This is a genomic window from Actinocrinis sp. (assembly GCF_035605935.1).
Taxonomy (GTDB): domain Bacteria; phylum Actinomycetota; class Actinomycetes; order Streptomycetales; family Catenulisporaceae; genus Actinocrinis.
Window position 1 is genome coordinate 19,209 of record NZ_DATNGK010000174.1, and the last position, 26,388, is coordinate 45,596.

At 69.1% G+C, this 26,388-nt stretch carries 22 protein-coding genes and 1 pseudogene; 15 read left to right on the forward strand and 8 right to left on the reverse strand.

Going from position 1 to position 26,388, the window contains the following annotated elements:
- Positions 1 to 62: 62 nt before the first annotated feature.
- A complete protein-coding gene (locus tag VN779_RS14390) occupies positions 63 to 425 on the forward strand; it encodes a DUF1844 domain-containing protein (protein WP_325723417.1) in 363 nt (120 codons plus the stop codon).
- Positions 426 to 454: 29 nt separating this feature from the next.
- On the opposite strand, the gene VN779_RS14395 is transcribed toward VN779_RS14390, so the two are convergent.
- Genes VN779_RS14395 through VN779_RS14405 form a run of 3 tightly spaced genes read right to left on the reverse strand, consistent with a single transcriptional unit; the run spans position 455 to position 3,829 of the window.
- Positions 455 to 1,207: an SseB family protein gene (locus tag VN779_RS14395; protein WP_325723419.1), complete on the reverse strand. Its 753-nt coding sequence runs from the start codon at positions 1,205 to 1,207 to the stop codon at positions 455 to 457.
- Positions 1,208 to 1,247: 40 nt separating this feature from the next.
- On the reverse strand, positions 1,248 to 2,678 hold the full coding sequence (locus VN779_RS14400; RefSeq protein WP_325723421.1) for a S8 family serine peptidase: 1,431 nt from the start codon (positions 2,676 to 2,678) through the stop codon (positions 1,248 to 1,250).
- Entirely contained in the window at positions 2,675 to 3,829 is a 1,155-nt protein-coding gene (locus VN779_RS14405; protein ID WP_325723423.1) for a hypothetical protein, read from the reverse strand. Before VN779_RS14405 ends, VN779_RS14400 begins: the two co-directional genes overlap by 4 nt.
- A 188-nt stretch (positions 3,830 to 4,017) precedes the next feature.
- On the opposite strand from VN779_RS14405, the gene VN779_RS14410 reads away from it, so the two are divergent.
- From VN779_RS14410 to VN779_RS14450, 9 genes are all read left to right on the forward strand, one after another.
- Positions 4,018 to 5,211: an amino acid deaminase/aldolase gene (locus VN779_RS14410; RefSeq protein ID WP_325723425.1), complete on the forward strand. Its 1,194-nt coding sequence runs from the start codon at positions 4,018 to 4,020 to the stop codon at positions 5,209 to 5,211.
- A gap of 38 nt (positions 5,212 to 5,249) precedes the next feature.
- A complete protein-coding gene (locus tag VN779_RS14415; protein WP_349260794.1) occupies positions 5,250 to 6,206 on the forward strand; it encodes a 5'-3' exonuclease in 957 nt (318 codons plus the stop codon).
- 157 nt (positions 6,207 to 6,363) lie between these two features.
- On the forward strand, positions 6,364 to 8,181 hold the full coding sequence (locus VN779_RS14420; RefSeq protein WP_325723428.1) for a fatty acyl-AMP ligase: 1,818 nt from the start codon (positions 6,364 to 6,366) through the stop codon (positions 8,179 to 8,181).
- Positions 8,181 to 12,662: a type I polyketide synthase gene (locus VN779_RS14425; protein ID WP_325723430.1), complete on the forward strand. Its 4,482-nt coding sequence runs from the start codon at positions 8,181 to 8,183 to the stop codon at positions 12,660 to 12,662. Before VN779_RS14420 ends, VN779_RS14425 begins: the two co-directional genes overlap by 1 nt.
- The gene (locus VN779_RS14430; RefSeq protein ID WP_325723432.1) at positions 12,655 to 13,662 is read left to right on the forward strand and encodes an alpha/beta hydrolase family protein; all 1,008 of its coding nucleotides are present in this window, start codon (positions 12,655 to 12,657) and stop codon (positions 13,660 to 13,662) included. The genes VN779_RS14425 and VN779_RS14430 overlap by 8 nt, the downstream gene beginning before the upstream one ends.
- Before the next feature lie 84 nt (positions 13,663 to 13,746).
- On the forward strand, positions 13,747 to 15,183 hold the full coding sequence (gene ccrA, locus VN779_RS14435) for a crotonyl-CoA carboxylase/reductase (protein WP_325723434.1): 1,437 nt from the start codon (positions 13,747 to 13,749) through the stop codon (positions 15,181 to 15,183).
- A 110-nt stretch (positions 15,184 to 15,293) separates the two neighbouring features.
- Positions 15,294 to 16,592: a PP2C family protein-serine/threonine phosphatase gene (locus tag VN779_RS14440; protein WP_325723436.1), complete on the forward strand. Its 1,299-nt coding sequence runs from the start codon at positions 15,294 to 15,296 to the stop codon at positions 16,590 to 16,592.
- A gap of 304 nt (positions 16,593 to 16,896) precedes the next feature.
- A complete protein-coding gene (locus VN779_RS14445; RefSeq protein ID WP_325723438.1) occupies positions 16,897 to 17,304 on the forward strand; it encodes an ATP-binding protein in 408 nt (135 codons plus the stop codon).
- Between the two features lie 245 nt (positions 17,305 to 17,549).
- Positions 17,550 to 17,915 (forward strand): STAS domain-containing protein, encoded by a 366-nt coding sequence (locus VN779_RS14450; RefSeq protein ID WP_325723440.1) that lies wholly within the window; start codon positions 17,550 to 17,552, stop codon positions 17,913 to 17,915.
- Here the strand turns inward: VN779_RS14450 and VN779_RS14455 are convergent.
- On the reverse strand, positions 17,884 to 18,612 hold the full coding sequence (locus VN779_RS14455; protein WP_325723441.1) for an ANTAR domain-containing protein: 729 nt from the start codon (positions 18,610 to 18,612) through the stop codon (positions 17,884 to 17,886). The genes VN779_RS14450 and VN779_RS14455 overlap by 32 nt on opposite strands.
- 162 nt (positions 18,613 to 18,774) lie before the next feature.
- On the reverse strand, positions 18,775 to 19,473 hold the full coding sequence (gene trmB, locus VN779_RS14460) for a tRNA (guanosine(46)-N7)-methyltransferase TrmB (protein ID WP_325723442.1): 699 nt from the start codon (positions 19,471 to 19,473) through the stop codon (positions 18,775 to 18,777).
- A 109-nt stretch (positions 19,474 to 19,582) separates the two neighbouring features.
- Between trmB and VN779_RS14465 the strand changes: the two genes are divergently transcribed.
- From VN779_RS14465 to VN779_RS14475, 3 genes are all read left to right on the forward strand, one after another.
- Entirely contained in the window at positions 19,583 to 20,371 is a 789-nt protein-coding gene (locus VN779_RS14465) for a PadR family transcriptional regulator (protein ID WP_325723444.1), read from the forward strand.
- 163 nt (positions 20,372 to 20,534) lie between these two features.
- Positions 20,535 to 21,212: a uracil-DNA glycosylase gene (locus tag VN779_RS14470; protein WP_325723446.1), complete on the forward strand. Its 678-nt coding sequence runs from the start codon at positions 20,535 to 20,537 to the stop codon at positions 21,210 to 21,212.
- Between the two features lie 138 nt (positions 21,213 to 21,350).
- Entirely contained in the window at positions 21,351 to 21,806 is a 456-nt protein-coding gene (locus VN779_RS14475; protein WP_325723448.1) for a hypothetical protein, read from the forward strand.
- A gap of 51 nt (positions 21,807 to 21,857) precedes the next feature.
- Here VN779_RS14475 and kynU read toward each other — a convergent pair whose 3' ends face one another.
- The gene (gene kynU, locus VN779_RS14480; RefSeq protein ID WP_414639670.1) at positions 21,858 to 23,102 is read right to left on the reverse strand and encodes a kynureninase; all 1,245 of its coding nucleotides are present in this window, start codon (positions 23,100 to 23,102) and stop codon (positions 21,858 to 21,860) included.
- A complete protein-coding gene (locus VN779_RS14485; protein ID WP_325723452.1) occupies positions 23,093 to 23,950 on the reverse strand; it encodes a tryptophan 2,3-dioxygenase in 858 nt (285 codons plus the stop codon). The genes kynU and VN779_RS14485 overlap by 10 nt, the downstream gene beginning before the upstream one ends.
- 83 nt (positions 23,951 to 24,033) lie before the next feature.
- On the opposite strand from VN779_RS14485, the gene VN779_RS14490 reads away from it, so the two are divergent.
- Complete coding sequence (locus tag VN779_RS14490) at positions 24,034 to 24,492, forward strand: Lrp/AsnC family transcriptional regulator (RefSeq protein WP_349260795.1); 459 nt, start codon at positions 24,034 to 24,036, stop codon at positions 24,490 to 24,492.
- A 99-nt stretch (positions 24,493 to 24,591) separates the two neighbouring features.
- A complete protein-coding gene (locus VN779_RS14495; RefSeq protein WP_325723456.1) occupies positions 24,592 to 26,088 on the forward strand; it encodes an alkaline phosphatase family protein in 1,497 nt (498 codons plus the stop codon).
- On the opposite strand, the pseudogene VN779_RS14500 reads toward VN779_RS14495, so the two are convergent.
- Positions 26,085 to 26,388 (reverse strand): annotated as a pseudogene (locus VN779_RS14500) (NAD-dependent epimerase); the annotation flags it as partial. The gene VN779_RS14495 and the pseudogene VN779_RS14500 overlap by 4 nt on opposite strands.

The following is a 26,388-nucleotide window of genomic DNA, read 5'->3' on the forward strand; positions in this document are numbered from 1 at the left end:
AGTCGGTCGCTGGCGTCAAGGGTACCACCTTCGCGCTGGGGACACATACGTAAGATCAAGACATGAGTGAGAACAACGCCGCCGACGGCCTGCCCTTGCCACGTGATCTGGCCGAGGTGCCCGCGGTCGAGGTGATCGCGACGCTCGCGGTGCACTTGATGACGGCGGCCGCGGTGCAGTTGGGCCTCGGCGAGCCCGGTTCGGACGGCGCCGTCCCTCCTGCGGATCTGGACGAGGCGCGCAAGCTCATCACCGCGCTGGCCGGCCTGGTCACGGCGGCCGCACCGGAGATCGGTTCCCAGCATGCGGCTCCGCTGCGGGACGGGTTGCGCACGCTGCAGCTGGCGTTCCGTGAGGCGTCGCTGGTGCCTGATCCGCCCGGCTCAGCGCCCGGCGAGAAGCTCACCGGGCCGGTATTGCCTTAGGGCGGCCGGAGGCGAGCGGGTCGTTGCCCTTAGGGCGCGGCGACGATTGACAGGCCGTCACCCAAGCGGTCCCGTAGCAGCGGGTCGGCCGCGATGGCCTCCCCGACGATCCGCAGTGGCTCGGCGAGGGTCTGCGGGTCGACTCCCGGCTTGAATCCGAGTTCAAGCACCGCGCCCTCGGCGAATGCGCCGACGCGCGCGCTTTCCAGCACATCAGCGACCTCGGGGACCGAGCGAAGCGCTACCAGCAGCGCCGCGACCACGTCTTTGTCGGCGTCCGGCGGCGTCGGCACCCGGCCCGCGGCGAAGGCGCGCAGCGCGGCGCCGCCGAGTTCGAACTGCTCGTCGGTGCCGAGATCGAGCAGCAGCACGTCCGCATCCTCCTGGAGGGCGGCTGCTGCGGCCTTCTCGATCGAGACCGGCACGGGCCGGGCTGCCGGGAAACCCGCGGTCGCGCCCCACACGGCGAGCTTCTCGGTCGAGGTGAACACCGGGACAGCCTTCGCCCCGTCGGAGGCGACCAGAGTGACCAGCGCCATGTCGCTGTCCTTGTCGCGGCGCAGTTCGGTGCCGCCGACGCCGGTTCCGGCGGCTTCGCTCTCACCGAGGAGGGCGACGATCGGGGCGAGCACGCGCTTGCCTGCCATCACCGGATAGAGGGCGTAACGGTCTAGTTCGCCACGGCTGTGGGCGGCGAGCGCCAGCGTCAGCGCCTCATCAGCTGACCCGTCGTCACCCTCGAAGCCGGTCGATTGGAGCGTACGGCCGCTGAAGTCAGTCACCCGTTGAGCTTAGCCATCCGCGCGGCTGCCGGCGCCGTCGCTAGTCAGGCGGAGCCAGCGGCGGATCGGCCGGCGGTTGTTGCGGCGGCTGGTACTGAGCCTGAGGGGGCGGTGCGTACTGGGGCTGGGCCTGAGGCTGGGTCTGGGGCTGAGGATGCTGCGGCGTCACCGGGATGATGCCGTATTGAGGCAGGTAGGGCTGCGGATACGCCGGGGCAGGCGGGAGCGCGGTGAGGGCTTCTCTGCGAGCGCGGCGCAGGATGACGAAGCTGATCGCTCCGGCAGCCGCGAGCAACACAACGCCGCCGACGATGGCGCGCGGGAGGGCACCGAACGAGGGCGCGGCCTCGCTGACCACGGCGGCCTGGCCGTAGCCGAAGTGGCCGCTGGTCGGTCCGGCGTTCGCAGCGGTGGGCGTTTCGGCTGACGCCTTCGTCGCCGTGGCGGCCCTGAGCGCGGCGACCGGGTCCACGATGCCGAAGCCGAGCCGGTCGTCGCGGCCGCCGGCGGGCTTGTCGCGTGCGGTCGCTTCGAGGATGTCGCGAATCTGAGCCGGGCTGAGCGCGTGGTTCTCCGCCTTCAGCAGCGCGACGATTCCCGCGACGTACGCGGTGGCCTGACTGGTGCCGTCGCCGAGCAGGTATTCGTCATCGCTGGCCGCGGCATCGCAGGGCAGGTTGACGCCGGGTGCCGCGACTGACACGTCCCAGCTGGTGGTGGAGAACGCCGCGTGACGTCCGGCGGAGTCCACCGCGGCGACGCTGATCACGCCACGTTCGGCGCCCGGGAACTGAATCGAGTTCCCCTTGTCAGCGGAGTTGCCGGCCGCCGCGACGACGACCACATTGTGGTCGAGCGCGTAACGGATGGCGTCGGCCTCGGGGGTTGAATCGGCGTCCGCGCCGACGTCGCTGCCGCCGAGCGACATCGATATCACCTGCGCGCCGTGGTCCACGGCGTAACGGATACCGTCGGAGATCGGCGTGGCGCTCTTGGTGGGCTGGTTGATGTCTGGGGCGTCGTCGTCCCGGATAACACGCACGGACAGTACGTGAGCGCCGGGCGCGATCCCAAGCATTCCGTTAGGTCCGCCGCGGCCGTGTCCGGCGATGATCGAGGCCATGCAGGTTCCGTGCTCGCCCCAGCCGGTCTGCCCCGGTCGCTCGACACCGCCGGCGTAGTCCGGTCCCGTGGTGATTTGGCCGGTCAGGTCTGCCCGGCTGGTCATGGCCCCGGAGTCGAGGAGTGCCACGGTGACGCCGGAACCTGAGCTGATCCGGTTGGCGGCAGAGGCGTTGAGGAAGGCGAGCGGCCATTCCTTGTCTCGGATGTCGTCCGCGTGCGCCGGAGTCGCTGTGACGAGGGTGTATGTGGCAAGGCAGCCGAGCGCGGCGACTGCCGCAGAGAGTCGGCGTGCGCCGCGCGCGCTGACGGTTCTGGCGTGCGGCTGTTCGAGGGCGCTACGCGTCATGAGGCACCCCCCTGCGAGCCCTGGATCCGCGAGGCGAGCAGGTCTTGGATCGCCGCCGGGAGGTCTCCGGCGACCTGCACCGCCGGTGAGGTGGAGCTGAGCGCCGAGCCTGAAGCGGCGGCAATGGCAGCGGTACCCGGTCCGGTGCGCCCATCAGTGAATCCGGCGACCGCGTAGACCAGGTAGGTGCCGTCCGCCGAGGCCTGCGACTGCCAGGCGACCCGCTGCGCGTCCGTGAACTGGGCAGCGACGGAGCGCGGGATCGGATAAGTGTGCGGCATCATCGCTGCGTTGTTCGCGTTCGAGTCCGGGGTCCAGTTCTGGAAGAGTCGCAGCCGATCGGCGGCGGTCCCGCTCACGACCACGATGCCGACCGTGGCCGTGACGGTCTGCGTGCGGTCGGCATAGGTGGCTGACAGTACGTGCGCGCACTTCGTGGGGGCCAGGTTGGTGGTGAATGCGGCCGGAAGCTTGGCGCAGGACTCGTCGGGGTTTATCCCGAGCCTTATATAGGTTTCGCTGCCCTCACGCTTGATCGACGCGGGCAGTAGTTGCTCGACCGTGGCAGTGCGCCAGACGGCACGTGCGGCGTCGTCTTGGGCAGCCGCGCCGGTCGTGTGTTTCGCGGCGGAGCCGCCGGAGGGCTGCGCCATGACCAGACCGATCCCCAATGCCAGCGCCGCGACGACGACGAGCGCCGATGCGGTCGCGAGCGTGCGGCGGGGAAGGGAGATCTTGCGCTGCGGTGGGACCGGCGGCAGCGGGGGTTGGGTACCCCAGCCGTACACGGGCTGCTGCGGATAAGCGCCGGGAGGTTGCGGGTAACTAGCCGGGGGCTGCGGATAGGCAACCTGAGGCTGTGGGTAACCGGCTTGAGGTTGCGGATACGCGCCCGGGGGTTGCGGGTACGGCTGTTGCTGCGGGTACACCGGCTGCGGCATCGGCTGTTGCAGAATGAATGGCGGCTGCGCGCTTGGCGGCGGTGCGACGAGCGGCGTCTGAGTGACTTCAGCGACGTCCACCTCTGCGACACCCTCGGAGGTAACCTCGACGACCTCCGTTACGTCCACGCGGGTTACCTCAGGTGGCTCCTGCTCGCCCTCGTGCGCCCAGTGCGTCCCCCGGGAGGTCCCCGGGTCGTCCGCTGCCATGGTCGCCCCCAGTTTCTCTCACCCGGCGACACGCCGGGCGGCGGCTTTGATCAGGTTGAACCTTAGTGCACCCTCAGGGTGGCCGACAGCGGGACGAGAATGGCCGCCGACGAAGGTCATCAGGTCGAGACCTTTCCGGGATCTAATCGGTCTTACCCGGGCGACCCGGGTATGGAAGGGTTCGGAGCGTGACCGACCTGGACCGCCTGAATCACGCCACAGAGCACCTTGATCCTCCGCTGGCGGTCGTGGATCTGGCGGCACTGCGCTACAACGCAACAGAGCTGGTCAGAAGGGCCGGGGGCAAGCGGATAAGGGTCGCGACGAAGTCGGTGCGCAGCCGTGAGGTGCTTCGCGCGGTGCTCGCGCTTGACGGCTTCCGCGGTCTTCTCGCCTTTACTCTCCCAGAGGCGTTGTGGCTGGCCGCGTCAGGGTTCGATGACATTCTGGTCGGCTATCCGACGGTGGACCGCGTGGCGCTGCGGCGGCTGGCCGCGGACGCCCGCACGGCCGACACCGTCACTCTGATGATCGACTCGATCGAGCAGCTGGACCTGATCGAGAAGGCGACCGCGGACGTGCCGGATGCCGCGCCGATCCGGGTTTGCGTGGATATCGACGCCTCCTGGCGGCCGCTGGGTGGTCGGTTGCGCATCGGGGCGCGCCGCTCGCCGCTGCACTCCCCCGCCTCGGTGGCCGCGGTGGCCAGGGAGGCGGCCGACCGGCACGGCTTCCGGCTGATCGGACTGATGGCGTACGAGGCGCAGATCGCCGGCGTGGGTGACGCGCCCCCTGGGCGTCCGGCGCGCGGTCTGGCGGTTCGGGTGATGCAGCGCGGCAGCGCCGCGGAACTGGCCGAGCGGCGGGCGGCGATCGTCGCGGCGGTCAAGGAGATAGCGCAGCTGGAGTTCGTGAACGGCGGCGGTACCGGCTCGGTTGAGCGCACTGCCGCCGAGGAAGCTGTCACCGAGATCGGCGCGGGTTCGGGGCTGTTCCTGCCGCGCCTGTTCGACGGTTATCGCGCGGTCACCGGGCGACCGGCGGCGTTGTTCGCGCTGCCTGTGGTGCGGCGGCCGGGCCCGGGCGTCGTGACCGTGCTCGGCGGTGGTTACATCGCCTCCGGACCGCCTGGCACCGACCGGTTACCACAACCGTACCTGCCTTCTGGCCTGCACTTTGACTCGCAGGAGGCGGCCGGGGAAGTGCAGACGCCGCTGCTCGGCGCCGCCGCGGACAACCTGGCGGTCGGCGACCGGGTGTGGTTCCGACACGCGAAGGCCGGCGAGCTGTGCGAACGGTTCGGCGAGCTGCATTTGATCCAGGGCGACTCCGTTACGGCGACGGTGCCGACGTATCGCGGCGAGGGACGCACCTTCCTGTAGGTGGCGTATGGGAAGCTGATCAGGTGGCTGACCGGCTGATGCTTCTCGACACCCCGACGCTTTACTTCCGGGCCTATTTCGGCCTGCCGGAGTCCATCACGGCGCCGGACGGAATGCCGATCAACGCGGTGCGCGGGACGGTGGATTTCATCTCGGCGCTGGTTACGGCGTACCGGCCGGACCGGCTTATCGCCTGCTTCGACGCGGACTGGCGGCCGGCGTTCCGGGTGGCGGCAATTCCGTCATACAAGGCGCACCGCGTGCTGGAGGTAGCCGCGGAGGCACCGCCGAGCGCGGAAGCGGGACTGGGAGCCGAACGGCCGGTGAGCGCCTCCATCGAGGTCGTGCCGGACACGCTCGGTCCGCAGGTCCCGGTGCTGGAGGCAGTGCTCGACGCGTTCGGCATCGCCCGCGGGTGGGCGGATCAGTTCGAGGCCGACGACGCCATCGCCGCGTACGCCGGGGCGCACGACGGGCCGGTGGACGTGGTGACCGGCGACCGGGACATGTATCAGCTCGTCGATGACGACCGCGGTGTACGAGTGCTGAACATCGCGCGCGGCGTCTCAAAGCTCGAAGTCGTCGACGACAACACCCTGATCGCCAAGTACGGCATTCCCGGGCGCGGCTACGCGGATTTCGCGACGCTGCGCGGGGATCCGAGTGACGGCCTGCCGGGCGTCGCCGGGATTGGGGAGAAGAGCGCTGCCTCGCTGATCGCCGAATTCGGCTCGCTGGAGGGCATCCTCGCCGCGCTCGAGGATCCGCGCTCCGCACTCAAGGCGGCGGCTCGCAAGCGCCTTGACGCCGCGCGCGACTACCTGGCCGTCGCGCCGCAGGTCGTGCGGGTGCGAGCTGACGCGCCGACGGTGCCGGTGGACTCCCGCCTGCCAACCTCACCGGCAGATCCGGACGGCCTGGCTGCGCTGGCCGAGCGGTTCGGACTGGACAGTCCGGTCCGGCGGCTACGTAAGACGCTGACCGGCGTGGCCTAGGACTTCACGTAGCTAGTTCGGCCGCGCCGCAGGTACCGCCCTAGGCATATCGGGCGAACCGCCGTCACCCGTTCAGTCATGAGGTGATGCGCAAGCACAGCGCGCTGTGTTGATCTGTTGAGGTCAATACCTCGTCAACTGCTGCGCTGGAGCGTGCATGCCTTCTGATTTCGCGCTCTCGTCGGATCCGGCCGATACGGACCGGCTGCTGCTCGTCGAACGGCTGCGCCGGCTGGCCGCCGAGCGCGCACACCAGCGGGCCTTCACCTTCGTCGACTTTCCCGAGCCGGATTCGCCGGGGCGGCATCGGACCCTGACGTGGGGTCAGTTGCTGGTGCGCGCCGAGGCGGCGGCGATTCAACTCGCTGAGGTAGCCCGACCGGGTGATCGCGCCGCCCTGCTGCTGCCGCAGGGGCTGGACTACGTGGCCGCCTTCCTCGGCTGCCTGATGGCGCGCGTGGTGGCCGTGCCGCTGTTCCCGCCGGACCTGCCCGGTCACGAGGACCGGATCGCGGCCGTGCTCGATGACTGCGAACCAGCGTGCGCCCTGGTGACGTCCGAGAGTGTGCGCGCGACACAGGGCTCTGCTGCCGCAGTGATCTCGGCCGGGCTGCCGCTCCTCCACGTGGACGGCGAGGTGCGGACGTCGAGCGCTCCGTTCGGCGGGCTCTGGACGACGGACCCGGATCCGGACGACGTCGCTTATCTCCAGTACACCTCAGGCTCGACGCGCGCCCCCGCAGGCGTGATGATCACGCACCGCAACGTCGTGGCGAACGCCGCGCAGGGTGTTGCCGCCTTCGACATCAGGAACGGCCCGACCACCGCCGTGGCCTGGCTGCCGCTCTTCCACGACATGGGACTGGTACTGAGCATCGCGACGCCGTTGGTGGCCGGATTCCCTTCGGTGCTCATGGATCCGGTGGCTTTCCTGGAGCGCCCGGAGCGGTGGCTGAAGTTGCTCGGCCAGTTCCCGGGCGCCCTGTCCGCCGCGCCGAATTTCGCATTCGAGTACTGCGTCGCGCGGGTCGCGCCGGAGGACCTCGCCGATGTCCGGCTGGAGCGAGTACGTGCTCTGGTCAATGGCAGCGAACCGGTGCGGATTGACACGCTTCGGCGGTTCCAGCAGGCGTTCGCCGGCGTGGGACTGCGCGCGGACGCGCTGTGCCCCTCTTACGGTTTGGCCGAGGCTACGGTGTTCGTGACCACCGATGGCCCGCAGGCGGCGCCGCGTGAGGTGATCTGCAGGCGTGACGCACTCGCCGAAGGCCTGATCGCGGTTGCCGACGGCGCTTCCAGCGGCGCTGTTTCCGAAGGCGTTGTCTCGGACGCCACTGTGTCGTTGGTCGCCTGCGGTCTGCCAGTCGGCCAAGAACTCCGCGTCATCGACCCGGTCACGAAGGCGCCGCTGCCGCAGGACGCGGTCGGTGAGATCGTGCTGCGCGGGCCGAATATCGGGCTTGGTTACTGGAAGCGGGCCCAGCAGAGCGCTGAGACCTTCGGTCTCGTCCTTCCCGGCACCGGCGACCGGCCGTGGTTGCGCACCGGCGACCTCGGCGCGCTGCACGACGGCAGACTGCTGGTCACCGGCAGGCTCAAGGATCTGCTGATCGTCGATGGCCGCAACCACTATCCGCAGGATGTCGAGGAGAGCATCCAGGGCGCGCTTTCATCGGTCCGGAAGGGCCGGGTCGCGGTCTTCGGCGTCCCGCGCGCCGACGGTGAGCTGGTCGTGGCCGTCGCCGAGCATCGCAGGGACCTCATTCCAAACGAGGCGGTGCGTGGGGAGGCCGATCGCGCGGCGCGCGCCCGCGTTTCGACTGCCCACGGCCTGCGTCTGGATCAGCTGGTACTCGTCCCGCCGGGAAGCGTGCCGCGCACGTCGAGCGGGAAAGTGTCGCGCAGCGCGTGCCGGATCGCGTTCCTGCGGGGCGAATACGATGACTGCCTTACGCGGCAACCGGAGCGTGTCTGATGGGCGCGTCCGACCCGGCCGGTTCGGTCCGGCGCTTGGTGACGGACCGGTTACGCGAGTGGCACGGCGTTGATCCAGCTCAGGTCGCGCCCGATCGGCCGCTCGCCGAGCTGGGTCTCACCTCGCGGGATGCGGTGGCACTGGCGGCCGAGATCAGTGAACTGACTGGCTGTTCGCTGCCCGCGACCTTGTTGTGGGAAGCACCGACGCTGGACTCCCTAGCGAGAGTCGTTGCCGAGGCGACCGTTTCTTCCCGGTCGAATTCTTCGGCTCGCGCCGCACGATCGCTCCGTTCCACGCAGACGGCTACTGCCGCCGCACACGACGCATCGGACATCGCCGTAGTCGGAATCGGCTGCCGGTTGCCGGGTGGTGTGCGTTCGCCTGAGCAGTTCTGGCAGATGTTGATCGACGGCGTCGATGCTGTCAGCACTCTGCCGGACGGCCGCTGGGAGGGCTTCGCAGCACACGATGATCCGGCGCTCAGCCAGGTAAGCCGGCATGGCGGATACCTCGACGACGTAGCGGGGTTCGACGCTTCGTTCTTCGGCATCGCGCCGAGTGAGGCCGCTGCGATGGATCCGCAGCAACGGCTCCTGCTTGAGGTGGCGCGCGAGAGCCTCGACCACGCGGCGATCCCGGCGACCGCGCTCGCGGGCAGTCGCACCGGCGTGTTCGTGGGCATCAGCGGGAACGAATACGCTCGGCTGACAACCACGGATCTCGACCGGGTCGAGGCATGGAGCGCGTCTGGTGCGGCGCTGAGCATCGCGGCGAACCGGCTCTCGTACGTACTCGATCTGCGCGGCCCGAGTCTCGCTGTGGACACCGCGTGTTCTTCGTCGCTGGTCGCGGTGCATCACGCGGTCCGGAGCCTGCGCAGCGGGGAATGCGACACCGCGCTCGCGGGTGGTGTCAATGTGCTGCTCTCCCCTGCTCTTACGCTGAGCTTTCAGCGTGCGGGTGCGCTTGCGCCGGACGGACGCTGCAAAACGTTCGCCGCTGCCGCCGATGGCATGGTGCGCGCGGAGGGCTGCGCGGTAGTCGTGCTGCGTCGCCTGGCCGATGCCGAGGCAGCGGGAGATCGCGTGCTCGCGGTGATCCGGGCGAGCGCGGTCAATTCGGATGGACGCTCCAACGGTCTGCTGGCCCCGAACGCCGAGGCCCAGCGCGCGCTGCTCGCGGAGGTATACGGCCGGCGCCGCGACGACGTCAGCGCCGCAGAGGTCGACTATGTCGAAGCGCACGGGACAGGTACGGCGTTGGGCGATCCGGTCGAGGCGAGCGCTCTGGGCGCGGTCCTGGGACCTTCGCGCAGCCTCGACCAGCCGCTGCTGATCGGCTCGGTGAAGACCAACCTCGGGCATCTTGAAGCCGCGGCCGGGATCGCCGGGCTGGTCAAAACGGTGCTCGCGCTGCATCACGGAGCACTGCCGCCGCACCTGCACTTCGCCGCGCCGAGCCCGCACATCGACTTCGATGCGCAGCGGCTCCGGGTCGTGACTGAAACAGAACCTTGGCCCAGGTACTCGGGTACCGGGACGGCAGGCGTCTCAGCCTTCGGATTCGGCGGCACGAACGCGCACGTGCTGCTCCAGGAGTACCGCCCGAAGCATTCGGTCCGTCGCCGGTCGGCGCGCGGTGCGCGGAGCGACGCGAATCCCGTCGCGGTGACGGCGAACTCGACCGCGCCATGTGTGCTTGCGCTCGATGCTCCGACGCCCGATCGGCTGCGCGAGGACGCCGCGGACTTCGCGGCCTGGCTGCAGTCGGCCCGCGGACAAGCGGCCGCGCTGCCCGACATCGGGTACACCCTCGCAGGACGCCTGGGCAAAGGCCGGCATCGAGTCGCAGTCGTGGCCAGGTCGGGCGAAGAAACAGTCAGAGCGCTGACGAAGTTCGCCGAGAACCAGCCGCATCCCAGCCTGGCCACCGGATCGGCCGGCGCGAGTCGGACCGGCGCGGTCTGGGTGTTCTCCGGATACGGATCGCAGTGGCCTGGCATGGCGCACCGCCTACTCGAAAGCGAGCCCGCCTTTTCCGCGGCGGTTGAGCGACTGGAGCCGTTGCTACGCTCCCACGCGGGCCTGTCGCTGCGCTCGCACCTGCAACCCGGCGCTGATCTTTCCCGGACCGCGGTGGCGCAGCCAGTGCTGTTCGGGGTGCAGATCGCGCTCGCCGAGCTGTGGCGGGCGCACGGGTCGCAACCCGCCGCGGTGATCGGGCATTCGATGGGCGAGGTGGCGGCTGCGGTCGTCGCAGGAGCCTTGGACCTGGAAGACGGCGCGCGGATCATGGCTGCGCGTTCCCGGCTGCTCGAACGGCTTTCCGGCGGAGCGATGGCCGTCGTCGATCGCTCGTCGCAGGAGATTGAGCAGCTCGCCGAGATGCTGCCGAGCCTTCGTGTCGCGGTGCACTCGTCGCCTCGGCAATGCGTCGTCGCCGGGGCGGCGGCCGAGGTCGAGCGGCTCGTCCAGCTGGTGAGCGAGGATGGCGGCACGGCACGGCCGCTGCACGTGACGGCGGCCGGCCACACACCGCAGGTTGAGCCGCTGGTCGGACCTTTCCTCAGCGAGATCGGCGCGATCGGGTCGCGAGAGCCGTCGTTCCCGCTGTACACGACGGTGGACCACGACCCGCGCGGCGGCGTCGTTCTCGATTCTGCTTACTGGGCACGGAATCTGCGGCAGCCGGTGCGTTTCGAGCAGGCCGTGACAGCGGCGGCCGAGGATGGGCATCGGACCTTCGTCGAGGTTTCACCGCACCCGACGCAGCTCTATCCGATCAACGAAACGCTGCGCGCATCAGGCATCGACGACGCATTGCTGGTGCCGACGCTGCGCCGCGACACAGACGACACGACGACGTTCCGCATCGCCATCGCAACCATGCTGGCCAACGGCGCTCTAGATCCGGTCACAGCACGGCGCACCTTGCATCCTGGCGCGCGGGTGATCGACCTGCCCTCGCCGCGCTGGCGGCATCAGCGTTTCTGGGCCACGGCGCCGCTTCCGACGTGGACGCCAGCACGAGCCATCCATCGGACCGCGTCTGAGACAGCAGGCTGTGAGACAGCGAAGTCTGAAACAGCGGAGTCTGAGGCGGCGGCCGAGCAGCGTCCGGCAACGACAGTTGGCCGGCTGCGTGAGTGTGTCGGCCAGGTGATGGGTTACGCACCGGAGAGCATCGATGCGAACGCGCCGCTCACGGATCTCGGTCTCGACTCATTGCAAGCCGCTCGCATCCTCGGCCGTATGAAAAGCGAGTTCGGGGTCGAAATCGTCGCGGGTGACCTGCTGAATCAGGGCACGATCGCACGCATCGGTGCCCTGCTCGAAGCGCAGGTCACGTCCCCAAGCACCGGCCCGTCGGTGGCCGCTCCCGCGCCTGGCCACGCACGCGGCGTACTCCCCCGCGACGCCGCCGAACGCCTGGTCACGCAAGCCTGGCAGTCAGTCAGCGGCGATCTGTCGACGGGCGTCTGCGACAAGCTTGAAATGCTCGCGGACCGGCCTGAGCTCGCCGCAGCGCTCGTACACACTCTGGGCGAGCAGCTCGAACGGCCAGTGCCCGCGCTCGCGACCCCTACTGCGGGCAACACCCTGGCTGATGTCGCCAATCATGTCCGCCCGCTGCTGGAGGAGCCGGTAAACGGCCCGGTGCGCGTCCTCCAACAGCGCGGAACGCAGTCTCCGCTCTTCCTGATTCATCCAGCCGGCGGGTCGAGTGCCGTGTACCGCAGCCTGGTCCAGCGGCTCGGTACGGACCGGCCGGTATACGGCCTGGAACGCCTGACCGACGCCCCGGAAGTGCGCGATCAGGCCGCCGAATACGCCCGGGTGATCCGCAGCCTGCACCCGAGCGGCCCATGGATCGTCGGCGGCTGGTCATTCGGCGGACTTGTCGGCCAAGAGGCAGCCCGGCTCCTCGCGGCACACGGCACCGTCAGTTCACTGATCCTCATCGACACGGTGCTGCCGTTGCCGAGGCCCGATCTCACGCGCGAGCAGGAAGCCCGCGGCAGGTTCGCGGCCTTCGCCAAATACGTCGAACAGGTCTACGGCGCGCCGCTTCCGCTTCCCTACAACGAACTCGCCGTGCTCGACGACGCGATGCAAATCGAGCTGGTCATCAAAACCCTGCAACAAGTGGTGGACCTTCCTCCTGCCATCGTCGAGCATCAACGCGATTCGTACCTGGACCTGCGCAGCGGTGAGCGCCATCAACCGCGCCGTTACCCGTGCCGGACGCTGCTGTACCGCGCGACCGAACTCGCGCCGCACACGGTGCGCGACCAGCGCTATGAGCGCGACGACGAAAGGCTCGGCTGGGAAGAGTTCTGCCCGGATCTGACCGTCAAGCGGGTGCCAGGCCATCACCTCTGCCTGCTGGATCCGCCCTCGGTCGACGTGCTCGGCGCACTGCTTTCGGCGGATCTGCGCGCCGGTGAACAGGTAGCTGGCGAGGGCGCTCATGCATAGCGCCCAGAACCACCGAACCCTCAAGTCCCTTATCGCACTGGCTTTGACGCTCGCGGCGGCTGGCGCGACGGTCACCACTCCGGCCGCCGCTTCGGTGACCGCCGACCCGTCCTCGACGCCGGTGACCTCCGACGATGGCGCCTTCATCTCCGGCGTGACCCAGCTCGATGGGCGCATGCTCGACCTGCGGGTCAGCTCGCCGGCAGTCGGCGCGATCGTGCCAGTCAGGGTCCTGCTACCGCGCGACTGGACGGCCGACGCCAACCGCACGTGGCCGGTGCTTTACCTGCTGCAGGGTGCGCACGACGACTACACCGCATGGACCCGCGAGACCGAGATCGAGTCCTTCACCGCGGACAAGGAACTGATCGTCGCGATGCCATCGGCCGGCCCGACCGGGATACCGACCAGGTGGCTCAACGGCGGCAGCAACAAACCGGACTACGAGTCCTTCGAAGTCACCGAGCTGATGCAGCTGTTGCAGAGGTCTTATCACGCCGGGGACACCCGATCCGTAGCGGGCGTATCAACTGGCGGATATGGAGCGTTCGCGCTGGCGGCGCACCACCCAGGCGCGTTCACCGCGGCCGCATCATACAGCGGCGTACTGGACACGACGGCCATCGGCGTGCCCGCTGTCATCGACGCGATAGTGGCCAGAGAGAACGTGGACCCCAGTGCGCTGTGGGGCGATCCAACCACGAACGCCGGCCTGTGGAACTCGGACAATCCGTACGACCTGATGCCGTACCTGCGCTCGACCGCCATATTCGTGTCCTGCGGCAGCGGCCTGGACAGCGGCGAACGCGACAACCTCGTCGGCGCCTCCCTGGAAAGCGCGCTATGGCCGCAGGCCAAGTCCTTCGCGCAGCGGCTGAAGCTGCTCGGCATCCAGGCGCAGACCGACTTCTATCCCGGCGGCGTGCACGACTGGCCGGACTGGCGTCGCGAGTTCACCAAGTCCTGGCCGATGCTCGCCGCCAGCCTCGGCCTTTCCTGAGCCAGGCGGTTCGCCGGTCACTCGGCTACTGGTCTCTCGTTCTTTCCCGGACACCCGCCTTTTTCGAAGCGGAGGAGCAACCCAATGAGCAATTTCGGTGGTATCAGCGCACTGAGTGAAGCGGTCCTGGCCGGAGCGGGGGCTGAGGAGTTGCTGGCCTGTCCGCTGCCGGACAGCTACCCGGCGGCGTTCCTGCGCCGCGAAGACCAGGACATCTTCAAGGGTCAGCGAGATAAGGACGTGCGCCGCAGCCTGCACCTAGGCGAGGTGCCGATGCCGGAGCTGGCCCCGGACGAGGTGATCGTCGCGGTCATGGCCGCCGCGATCAACTACAACACCATCTGGTCCGCGATGTTCGAACCCGTCCCCACCTTCCGCTTCCTGCGCGACCTGGCCCGCCACGGCGGCTGGGACACCCGCCACGAACGCGACTACCAGCAAGTCGGCTCGGACGCCGCCGGGGTCGTGGTGCGCACCGGCTCCGCGGTACGCCACTGGAAAGTCGGCGACCACGTCGTGATCTCCCCCGTCGTCATCGACGAACAGCAGGCCGCTGCGCAGGAAGACGGCATGCTTTCCAGCCGCATGCTCGCCTGGGGTTTCGAGACCAACTTCGGCGCGTTCGGCCACTACGCCCTGGCCAAAGCCACCCAGCTGGTACGCAAACCCGCGCACCTGTCCTGGGAGGAAGCCGCCTGCAACACGCTGTGCCTGGGCACCGCCTACCGCATGCTGATCGGCGCGCACGGCGCGCGCATCAAAATGGGCGACATCGTCCTGATCTGGGGCGCCACCGGCGGCCTGGGCTCCTACGCCGTCCAACTTGTCCAACGCGCCGGCGCCATCCCCGTCGGCGTCGTCGGCAATGCTCAGAAAGCCGAGCTCCTCCACCAACTCGGCTGCCATCACGTGATCGACCGTCAGGAACTCGGCTTCATCGAGCGCACGAGCGCGGACGTGCACGACGCAACCGACACCGGTCCCGAGTCGGTCGAGCGTTGGCGGGCGCTCGGCGCGGCGATCCGCAAACGCGTCGGCGAGGACCCACACGTGGTTTTTGAGCACGTCGGCCGGGAGACGTTCGGCGCGTCCGTATTCGTGGCGCGGCGCGGCGGCACCGTCGTCACCTGCGGATCCAGCACCGGCTACGCCCACCACTACGACAACCGATACCTCTGGATGAAACTCAAGCGCGTCATCGGCAGCCACGGCGCCAACTACCAGGAAGCGGTCGAAGCCAACCGGCTCCTCGAACTCGGCCTCATCGTCCCCGCGCTCTCCCGCGTCCATACCCTCGATCAGATCGCGGGAGCGATCAGGTCAGTCCAGCTCAACGAGCACGCCGGCAAGGTCGGCGTCCTGTGCCTGGCTCCGCGCGAGGGACTGGGCATCCAGGACCACCGGCTGCGCGAGCAGATCGGCGAGTCGCGGCTGCATCTGTTCCGCGACCACGCGGACGCCTCGGCGACGCTCGACTCGATCGGCCGGGACGCGGAACTGATCGGGTCGGCGGCGCGCTGATCCGGCGATCGCCGCGAGCACACCGTCAGGCGCACGGGACCGGCGCGGCGTGTGGCGTTTTCGCGGTCACTGACAGCGGCATCGGTATCGGACCCGAATACACTGAATGGGTGTTCGCGATCTTCCAGCGGCTGCATGCCCGCGACACGTATCCGGGCAACGGCAGGTTTGCGCTGTCCGACGAGCAGGCAGCGGAGGCCGAGAGCCCAGACACGCGTACGCGCGAGGAGCGAGAGGGCATCCCGCTACTCGAACCGGAGGTGTACCGCATCCTGCTCGTCGAGGACGATTCCGGGGACGCGCTTGTGGTCCGGGAACTGCTCGCCGAAACTCAGCTCGCGTACACCCTGCGCTGGTCCAAGACCCTCGGCGACGCGATGGCGGAACTGCGGCGGGCGCCCTTCGACTGCATCCTGCTCGACCTGAACCTGCCGGACGCCGTCGGCGCCGCTGTCGTGAGCACGCTGCAACTTGCCGCGACGACCAGCGGCATCATCGTGCTCACCGATTTGGCCGAGTCGCAGGCGGGAGCGCTGGCGGTGGCGTACGGCGCGCAGGACTACCTCGCGAAGGGCCAGGTCGATGCGCAACTGCTGCGCCGCGCCCTGCGCTACAGCGTGCACCGTAAGCGCGCCGAACTGGCCGCGGCCGAGCTGCGCGAAACCCGGGTGCGTGCCCAGGAGAACGCGCGGCTCGAACGCGGTTTGCTGCCTGCGCCGCTGCTCAGTTCGCGGGTGATCACGGCGACCAGCCGCTATCTGCCCGGTCGGCAGCGGGCGCTGCTCGGCGGCGATTTCCTCGACGTCGTGCAGACCTCGGACGGCACCGTGCACGCCGTCATCGGTGATGTCAGCGGCCACGGCCCGGACGAGGCCGCACTGGGGGTTTGCCTGCGCATCGCCTGGCGCGCGCTCGTCCTGGCCGGCCATCGCGGCATCGAACTGCTCGAGTACCTGGAGCAGATCACGCTCGCCGAACGACCCCGCGACGATTTCTTCGCGACCTGCACGGTCGTGTCCATGGATCCGGTCGGGCGAGTCGCCTCCATCGTGCTCGCCGGACATCACGAGCCGCTGCTGCTCGGGCCCGGCCCACCGCAGCTCGTCCCCGCGCGATACGGCGTGGCGCTCGGGCTCGGTTCTGGCCAGTGCCGCTGGACCGAGACCAGGCTCGACCTGCCGGACACCGGCGCTCTGCTGCTCTACACCGACGGCTTGAGCGAAGGGCATTGCGGCGCGGGCGCTCAGCGTCTCGGCGTGGAAGGTCTGCTCGAGTTGATCGCGGCGGCGCCGGACGCGAACGCCGAGGCGTTGCTGGACCATCTGGTCCGCACGGCGCAGGGGCTCGATTCCGGAAGACACTCCGACGATGTGGCGATCCTGCTCCTGGACTTCTCCCGGCGCGACTGACGCAGCGCCGGAAACCGACCCGTTTGAGCTTGTCGCGACCGGGCAGCCAGGGGTGTCGCACGCCCAGTTCTGGATCATCGCACCGAGGAAGCGACGCCGTAAGCAGCGCGTTCTGCAGCACCGAGTCCGAACCGATCCGGCAGCCCAGCCACTGCTGCCCCGGCCAGCCTTAACCGATTTGACTCAACCTCGACTCGGATTCGCGCCGCGATCGAGCGCAGCGGTCCGAACCCAGAGCCGACCCGAATCCGTGACGGGTGGAGCGGGCACGCGCGCACGCGACACAACGGGTATGGAGTATGCGGTGGTCGAAGCTTTCAGACGCAGGCTGGCGCGGCTGAGCCCTGAGACGACCGCGCCGCGCCGCGCCCGCGATTTGGTCGCGCAGGCTTGCGCGGCCTGGCACGGCGAACAGTTCGTCGAGATCGGCCAGCTGGTGATCAGCGAACTGGTCAGCAACGCGGTCCTGCATTCGGGCACGGTGATCGAGATCGAGCTGCGGTTCGACGGCAACCGGCTCACGATGCGCGTGCACGACGACGGGGACGGCCTGCCGGCAGTCGTACCTGCGGCGCAGCGCACAATCGGCGGGGTGGGCCTCGATCTGGTCTCGCGGGTCGCGCAGGCGTGGGGCGTAACGCCGGATCCGCGTGGCGGAAAGGACGTGTGGTGCGTGCTCTCCGCCGCTGCGAACCCACCAGCGGTGAACTAGTCCGTGACAGCCCGGCACCAGCGAGGCGTTGTCACAGCTAAACCGGTATTCCACCCGATGTCCGCGTCCGCTTCACGACAACGGATGCGGACCTGGCGTTAGCCCGGTCGGCGGCATCCCGAGCCGCTCAACACGCCCGCGCACGCGTGGGACGATGGCATACTGACCAGCGGACGGCCTGGGTTGGTGAAGCAGCCCATCCGTCCCGGGCACGACGCCGCTCCTGTCGTTGAGGGAGCCGCCCGATGCCGCAGCCTTCGCCGCCCGGCTCCGGCCCATTCGCCTGCCGCGTGCTGCGGGATGCCGCCGACTGCGCCGCGATCTCAGCGCGCGGGGAGATAGATCTGGCCACCAAGGACAGTTTGCAGGCCGCGCTCGCGCCGCTGCTGGACGGCGAGCGGCCGCTGCTGCTCGAACTCTCGCAGGTCACGTTCATCGACTGCGCCGGTCTTCGAGTGCTGCAATCCGCGCGTCTGTCGCATGGGCGATTCGCCGTGATCGCGCCCAGCGACGCCGTGACGCGCCTGCTTGAACTGTCCGGCGCGCAGCTGCCGGTGTACGCCTCCGTGGACGAGGCGATCAGGAAGCTCGCGACAGATCCGCCGCAGTGATCGCCTCCGGGTCCTGGCCGGTGAGGATCACGTGCCGGGCGACCTGTTCCACCTTCGCGTTTAACCGTTGTGAGGCGCGCACCAGCCGGGCGAAGGCCCCCGGCGAGTCGGTCCGATGGCGCTCCATCAGAATGCCGGTCGCCTCGCCGGTGATCTGACGGCGGTCCATCCCGCCACGCAGCGCTTCGACGTTCGCCGCGTTCCCGAGTGCGAGCGCGGCGTGCGCCGCGTAGAGAGAGGCGGTTTCGCCGGCGAGGCCGGTGAAGACGCCGGGGCGTTGCGCATGCAGGTTCAATGCCACCCGCCAGCCGTCAGTACGGCCCAGGCCGCAGGCAATCAGGCTACGCACACCCAGTTCGAGCGCCCGCGCCGCGAACTTCGGCCAGCGGACCTCGGTGGCCATGTCCTCGATGCACACGAGCGCATCCTGCTCCGCGGCCGCCACGCTGGGGCCCTCGTCCGTCTCACTCTGGAACTGGTCCAGCAGCAGCACGATTTCGTCGGTGTAGGCAGGGCTCTGTATCGTGCGGTCGCGACGCAGCGCGGTGAGGCCCGCGTGCTCGGCGCCCTCGATTATCTCAGGTGCCGTGTACACGATGGTTCGCATCGTCTGCTCGATTGACGGCTGCTGATGCAACGCTGTAGCCGCGTTGACCAGCTGTCGCGCCAACCTCGTCTCGGCACGGTGCGCACCCATGCCCGCCACCCTCCTGCTCGTTTCGGCGAATGCGCCTCCCGCATTCTGTTGGGCAACGAGTACCCGCCCGGCGAGATGAAAACCGGGTAGCGGTGGTGGCGCGGGTTACAGAAACGGTCGCAGCGCAGGTCACGGGTACCTGAGGGCGAACGGCCGGCCGGTTCAGGCCCGGGTGAATTCGAGGTCGAAGATGCGGCGGCCGGCGGCGAGGGCGCGGCGCTCGAACTTGGTCACCGGCCGATCGGCGGGACGCGGCGCATACGCGTCATGGACGCTTGTCAGGCCGGGGTCGGCGTGAAGGGTCTCCAGCATCTGTTCCGCGTAGGGCGCCCAGTCCGTCGCGCAACGCAGCGTTCCGCCGGGGCGTAGCCGCTCACGGATGAGGGCCACGACGTCCGGCCGGATGATCCGGCGCTTGTGGTGCTTCGCCTTGGGCCAGGGGTCGGGAAAGAAGACGTGGACGGCGTCCAGCGAGCCCGGCTTCATCAGGTCTCTGAGCAGCTCGACCGCGTCACCGCGGGCCGCGCGCAGGTTGGCCAGGCCGCCTTCCTCAGCCAGCAGCAGCAGGTTGCCGAGTCCCGGCGTGTGCACGTCAACGCCGAGGTAGTCGCGTTCGGGATCGGCGGCGGCCATCGCGGCGGTCGCCTCGCCCATGCCGCAGCCGATCTCAAGGACGAGCGGGGCCGGCCGGCCGAACAGCGCGGCGGCGTCGAAGCCGGGAGCGTCGCTGACGACGTCGTAGCCGCGCTGCGGCCAGAGCCTGGCGAGCGCGTCCGCGCGGGCGGCACCTATCCGCCCGCGGCGCGGATGGAAGGTGCGTATGTGCGGCGCGGCCTGCGGCGTCGGTCCCTCGGTGAACATCCGTACCAGCCTAGCCGTCGATTCGGGCCACTCCACCACTTGCGCTCCGACAGTTAGCGATATATCGTTAACACATCGGGTAAGTCGCCCGACTACTAAGGAGATAACGATGAGTATCCATTCTTTCCCCATGGACGGACCGTTCCGCGAGCGTCGCGGACGGGACAAGCGCGGCCGGATCGACCAGGGCGGCCGCGAAGAGCGCCGGGCTCGCTGGGAGCGCGGCGAGCACCCTGAGCACCACGAGGATCCGCACGAACACCGCGGCCGCGGGCGCAGCAGGCATGGCGGATTCGGCATGCCGCCGATCCCACCGCTCCCCCCGCTACCGCCGGGACAGTTCGGCTTCGGCGGACCGGAGTTCTGGGAGGGTCCCGGTTTCGGGCCGCGCGGACACCGGCGCGGCCGCGGCCGGGCCGGGCGCGGTGACGTGCGCGCGGCGATCGTGACGTTGCTGGCCGAGGAGCCGCGCAACGGTTACCAGATCATCCAGGAGATCGAGCAGCGCACCGACGGGGTGTGGCGGGCCAGTTCCGGCTCGGTGTACCCGGCGCTCGCGCAGCTCGAGGACGAAGGCTTGATCGAGCCGGTGGGCGAGGGCGGCCGCAAGCTGTTCACGCTGACCGAGGCCGGGCGCCAGCACGCCGAGCAGAACGGCGAGCAGCTCGCCCGCATCTGGGAGGAAGCAGTCGGTGGGCCGGGAGCCCGGTTCGAGCAGTTCGCCCGCGATCGTGAACTGCTGGGGCAACTGGCGATGGCCTACAAGCAGGTCGCTCAGGTCGGCAGCGGCACGCAGCGTGAGGAGGCGCGGGCGATCCTGACCAAGGCACGCCAGGCGCTGTACAAGATCCTCGCCGCCGACGACGACGAGCCGAGCGACGCTCAGCCGACTGAGTGACCAACGTAGGCCTGCCGTCAAAGGGGCTAGAGCGATCGGGAGTGGGTTTGATGAGCTAATCCGCACCCGTATTCACACTCCCGCGGCCCGGTTCCGGCCATCCCGGCGGAACCGGGCCGCGGCGTCCGTTGCGGCGTCGGCGCACGGGGTACAGTGATGCGCCATGGCACGCCCCCTCAACGAAGTCGTGGAAGCCGGCTGGGCCAAGGCGCTCGAACCGGTCGCCGGACAGATCGCCGCAATGGGTGACTTCCTGCGGGCGGAGGTGGCGGCGGGCCGCACCTATCTTCCGGCCGGGGCGAACGTGTTGCGCGCGTTCCAGCAACCTTTCGACGCGGTGCGCATCCTGATCATGGGTCAGGACCCTTACCCGACTCCCGGACACGCGGTCGGCCTGAGCTTCTCGGTCGCGCCGCAGGTGCGGCCGCTGCCGGGCAGTCTGGTGAACATCTTCCGCGAGTACAGCCAGGATCTCGGCCTTCCCGCGCCGTCCAACGGAGACCTCTCGCCGTGGACCGAACGCGGCGTACTGCTGCTCAACAGGGCGCTGACAACCGCCCCGAGCAAGCCGGGAGCGCACCGCGGCAAGGGCTGGGAGGCGGTGACGGCGCAGGCGATCAGTGCGCTGGCACAGCGCGGCACCCCGTTGGTGGCGATCCTGTGGGGCCGCGATGCCCGAGAGGTCAAGCCGCTGCTCGGCAGCAGCGTCCCGTGCATCGAGTCCGCGCATCCGAGCCCGATGTCCGCCGACCGGGGTTTCTTCGGTTCGCGGCCGTTCAGCCGGGCGAACGACCTGCTGGCGCGCCAGGGCGCCGAGCCGATCGACTGGCGGTTGCCGTAGCGGGAGGCCGCCCTCGCCCTCGGCCGCCGGTCTAGCGCGCGAACTGGCTTTTTCTTAGCTCCCGATCATGTGCGATAGCGACGCCGACGCGCTAACGTGACAAGGGGTCACCAAGGTTTCAGCGCCAGGAGGCGGATCATGGCGGCCGGCCATGTCGTGGCGTTCGGGATCGCCGCAGCGGTGAGCATCATCACCGCGGTCGTCGGGGCGCTGCTGTGCGGTTCGCAGTTCACCAGGTCGCGGCGGTTGCTCCAGCGCGGTTCGCACGTGACCGCGCGGGTGGTCGAGGCGATTCCGCAGCATCCCGCCGGGCAGTCCTTCCCCTCGGACGCGGCGCGCATCGTGGTCGAGTACGAGATCGAAGGATCCAAGCACCGCGAGACGATCCTGCTCGCGCGCACCTCGCAGGAAAGCTACCGGATCGGCGAGGAGCTGGAGGTCATGGCCGGCTGCGGCCGCGCTCCGCATGTGCGCACGAACGAGGAGCCGAACATCGCGTACGGCACAATCGAGCAGATCACCGGGGCTGCGTTGGTGATCCTCGCCGCGCTACCGCTATTCATCATGCTTTCCGTGCACGCGCTCACGCCTTGACGCCAAGCTTCAGGAGCCGGGCGTAGGGCGCGGGCACGGTGGCGCTCCGGCTCAGCCGACCAGGTCTCGCAGGGTCCTAACAGCTGTCAGCGCGTCGCTGTGCGTGTTGTAGAGCGCGTTGAACCCGAAGCGCAGGACGTCCGGCTCGCGCTTGTCGCAGACCACGGAACGCTTCGCCAACTGGGGTACCAGCTGCACAGCATCGCGATGCCGCAGCGCGACCTGGCTGCCGCGGCGTTCGGCTGCGCGCGGGGTGGCTACCTCGAATCCCTGCTCTGAGAGCAGAGCGTCGCAACATTCGATGAAGAAGCTGGTCAGGCTCAAGCTCACGGCTCGCAATTCGCTTAGATCCACGCCGTCGAAAGCGGTGAGCGCGGCCTCCAGCGTGAGCAGGGAGAGCATCGGCGGACAGCCGACTCTTGCCCGCGCGATGCCGTCCGCGGGCTTATACGCATCCTGCATCGCGAACGGATCCGCGTGACCATGCCAGCCGGTCAGCGGGTGCCGCACTGCGTCATGATGCCGGGCCGCGATGTACACGTAGGCAGGCGATCCGGGGCCGCCGGAGAGGTACTTGTAGGTGCAGCCGACCGCGAAGTCGACCTCTGCTTCGTCCAAACCGATGGGCATGGCTCCAGCGCCATGGCACAGGTCCCAGACCACGACCGCGCCGGCTTCGTGCGCGGCCCGCGTGATACCCGGCAGGTCCCAGCGTTCACCGGTGCGGTAGTCGACGATCGGATAGGAGACGACGCCGACGTCACTGCCGATCTCGGCCAATGTCGCTGGCACGTCAGCGGCCGGCGCGCGCCGCACTTCCAGACCGAGCAACTCAGCCACCGAGTCAGTCAGGTAGGCGTCGGTCGGAAAGTGACCCGGGTCGGTCAGCAACACCCTGCGGCCGGATCGGAGCCGAGCGGCAGCCATCAGTGTGTTGAACAACTGCACCGAGGTCGAGTCGCCCGCGACCACCTGGCCCGGCGCCGCGCCGAGCAGGGCGCCGATGCGCTCGCCGATCCGCAACGGCGCCTCCCACCAACCCTCCTCGAACCACGAGGAGATCAGGCCACTGCCCCACTGGCGGCGCACTGCGTCATCGACCGCAGCGGGCACCGCCGCCGGCAGCACGCCGAGCGAATTGCCGTCGAGATAGACCAGGTTCGGCGGGATCAGGAATCGCTCACGCGTGTGCGCCAGTGCGTTGTCCGCATCGAGCTTCGCGGCGCGCCCGGCGAGTTCCACGAGCGTCGCGTCCACGTCAGCGTTCGAAGTTGTCACGGTCACGGTTATGCCCATCCCTGGTCGCGCAGAGTCCACAGATCCGGGAAGTACTTGCGATGCACGCCGCGCTCCAGCCACTGGGCACCCGAAGTACCCGCCGAGCCCGGCTTATCTCCCATCGAGCGCCACACCGATAGCAGGTGACGCTGCTTCCAGCGCAGGTGCCGCTCGGCCGTGTCGAACAGCGCGTCGCCGAGGTCAACCAAGTCGGCGTGCGCGGTTTGGGTAGAGGCTGTGTCGGTGGAGGCTTCGTCGGCGTACACCGCGCGCCATACCGCCACCACGCGGTCATCGCCCTCGTACTCGGTTCGCGGATCACGATCGGCCAGCACCTGCGGTACCGCGAATCCGCGCCTGCGCAGCAGCGTGAGCGCCGCGTCGTAGAGCGAGGGCGAGGCGGCCTGCGCCGCGAGGTCGGCGTGAATGCCCGGCGTCTGCTCGTGAACAGCGAGCGCGCGCGGGTGCCGGGCGCCGAGCAGGAACTCGATGTGCCGGTACTGGTAGGACTGGATTCCGGAAGCGACCCCGAAGGATTCGCGGAAGGCGTCGAATTCGGTCGGCGTCAGCGTCCGCAGCGCTTCCCAGGCCGCGGTGAGCGCGTCCTGAACTCCATGCCCGCGCCGCAGCGTGCGCACCACACCGCGCACATCGGCGTTAGGGCGGGTCAGCTCGTCGCGCGCGCTCTCCCACTCGTGCCGCAGCAGCGTGAAGTACAGCTCCATGACCTGCGTGACGACGATAAACGACAGCTCGGCCGGCGCGTCGGTGCGCGGACGTTGCAGCGTCAGTAGAGCACGCAGCTGCGCGTAGTCCTCGTACTCGTTGAGATCTGTCCGCTCGGGCGCAGTCATTTTCAGGGGCACGAAACTATGGAACTACGGTCTACAGCTTCCCGGAATGGCCGATACCACTGCGTCAAGCATTCTCGGATTATGATCGGAAGGTGATTGCGCGCAACGACTTTCCGGATGCCACTGACTGGCTGTTGCTTGAAGAGTTGCAGCGGGACGGCCGCCTTTCCTTCAACGAGTTGGCCCGCCGGATCAACCTGTCCGCGCCCGCCGTCGCCGAGCGCGTGCGCAGACTGGAGCAGACCGGCGTGATCACCGGCTACCACGCCCACGTGGACCCCTCCCGCGCAGGGCGCACAGTCGAGGCGCTGGTGCGGATGGCCTGCTACGGGCCGCGTTGCCTGCTGCGGCACCCGGACGTCATCGACGAGAGTCCCGAGATCCTCGAGGTGCACCGGCTCACCGGCGACGCCTGCTGTCTGCTGCGCGTCGCGGTCCGGTCGATGCCCGATTTCGAGGCGCTGATCGACCGGCTCGCGGACCACGGCCAGCCATCGTCGACGATGGTGCTCTCCTCCCCGCTGGCCTGGCGCCCTGTGCAGCCGTCGCGGTGAGGCACGCCCGTCCAGGTGACGCCTTCGCAAACGTCTGTACAGGGTCCTGACTTCTGCCACACTGCGAAGCGAGGGCGCTTCGGCGAAAGGGGCGGGATCATGGACGGTACCAGCGCGCTTGAAAACGGGGCGGGTGGCAACACAGCGGGCGAGAACGCGGCAGGTGAGGACACAGCGAGCGCCGGGGCGGGCAGCGGCGGCGGTCTGCAGTCCATCGACCACATCGTGGTGCTGATGCTGGAGAACCGGTCCTTCGATCACCTGCTCGGCTACCTCTACCACGACACCGGGAACGTCAGCCCGACCGGCCAGCCCTTCGAGGGCTTGACCGGCACCGAGACCAATCCCGGCGCCGATGGCAAGCCGGTGCCGGTCTTCCCGATCACGCCCAGCACGCCGAACGCCTACTTCATGCCCGGCGCGGACCCCGGCGAGGGGTACATGGCGACCAACAGCCAGCTGTTCGGTTCGACCGCCACGCCGAGTGCGCCGGCGCTTCCATCGATGCAGGGCTTCGTGACGAACTTCGCCTACACGCTCGGCTGGGAAGGGCGCGAAGGCTGGTCGATCGTCGGCGGGACGCAGCCACAGGACATCATGGGCTGCTTCACTCCCGAGGCGCTGCCGGTACTCTCCGCGCTGGCCCGCGGCTACGCGGTATGCGACCACTGGTTCGGCTCGGCGCCGACCGAGACCCTGCCGAACCGGGCCTTCGCACTCGCGGGGACGAGCCAGGGCCATATGGACGACAAGACCCGGACGTTCACCTGCCCGTCGATCTTCGGTTCGCTGACCGCTGCGGGCGTGAGCTGGAGCGTGTACGGCTACAGCGCGCAGCCGCTGACCAAGCACAACTTCCCGGACATCACCGGCGCACCGGCTTCGCACTTCGGCCTGTTCAAGGACTTCACCGCCGCGGCGGCCGCGGGCTCACTGGCCGAGTTCGTCTTCCTGGAACCATCCTGGAGCGCCACCGGCAATAGTCAGCACCCGAACTACGACGTGGCGCTCGGCGAACAGCTGATCCATGACGTCTACGAGGCGCTGCGCACCAGCCCGCAGTGGAGCAGCACTCTGCTGATCGTGACTTACGACGAGCACGGCGGCTGCTACGACCACGTTCCACCGCCGTGGGGCGCGACCGCGCCGGACAACTCGACCGGCGAATTCGGGTTCGACTTCACCCGCTTCGGCCCGCGCGTCCCGACGCTGCTGATCTCGCCGCTCATCCCGGCGGGCACGGTTTTCCGGGTTCCCGACGGCGGGACGCCGCTGGACCACACCTCGATCCTCAAGACGATCGAGACACGCTGGAACCTCAAGCCGCTTACCGCCCGGGACGCGGTCGCCGAGCATGTCGGCGGCGCGATCACGTTGACCACGCCCCGCACGGACGACGCCCTAGCCGGCGTCATAGTCCCGGTCTCCGGCGGCATCACCCCCTCCGCAGGGAAGATCAGTCATCTGCAGGCGGTGCTCGCCGATCTGATGGCCCGGCAGGTGCCGGCTGGCGCGCACGTGCCCGCGCCGCGTACCAGTGAGGAGGCCGAGGCGTTCATCCGTGAGCGTTCGCAGGCGGAAGTGGAAGGCAGCTAGCGGCGGTCCTTCAGCGCCGCGAGGATGCGCTGCTCGTCGTTCGGGGAGAGTCCGTGACCGGCGATCCGGCCGTCCTCGTCGGCGAGCGACGGCGCGTCCTTGAGCCAGGCCCAGGTGTCCCGCACCGTCTCCTCGATCGGACGGCAGACCAACCCGGCGGCAAGCGCGGGCGCGCAATCCTTGTCCCAAACCGCCGCCGCCTCGCCGCCTTCCGGGCTCCACAGCGGCAGACCCGACCAAACCTGGACCTCGTGCTCCGTCAGCACGTCGTCAGGCGCCCAGACGAAGCGAGCGTCCGAG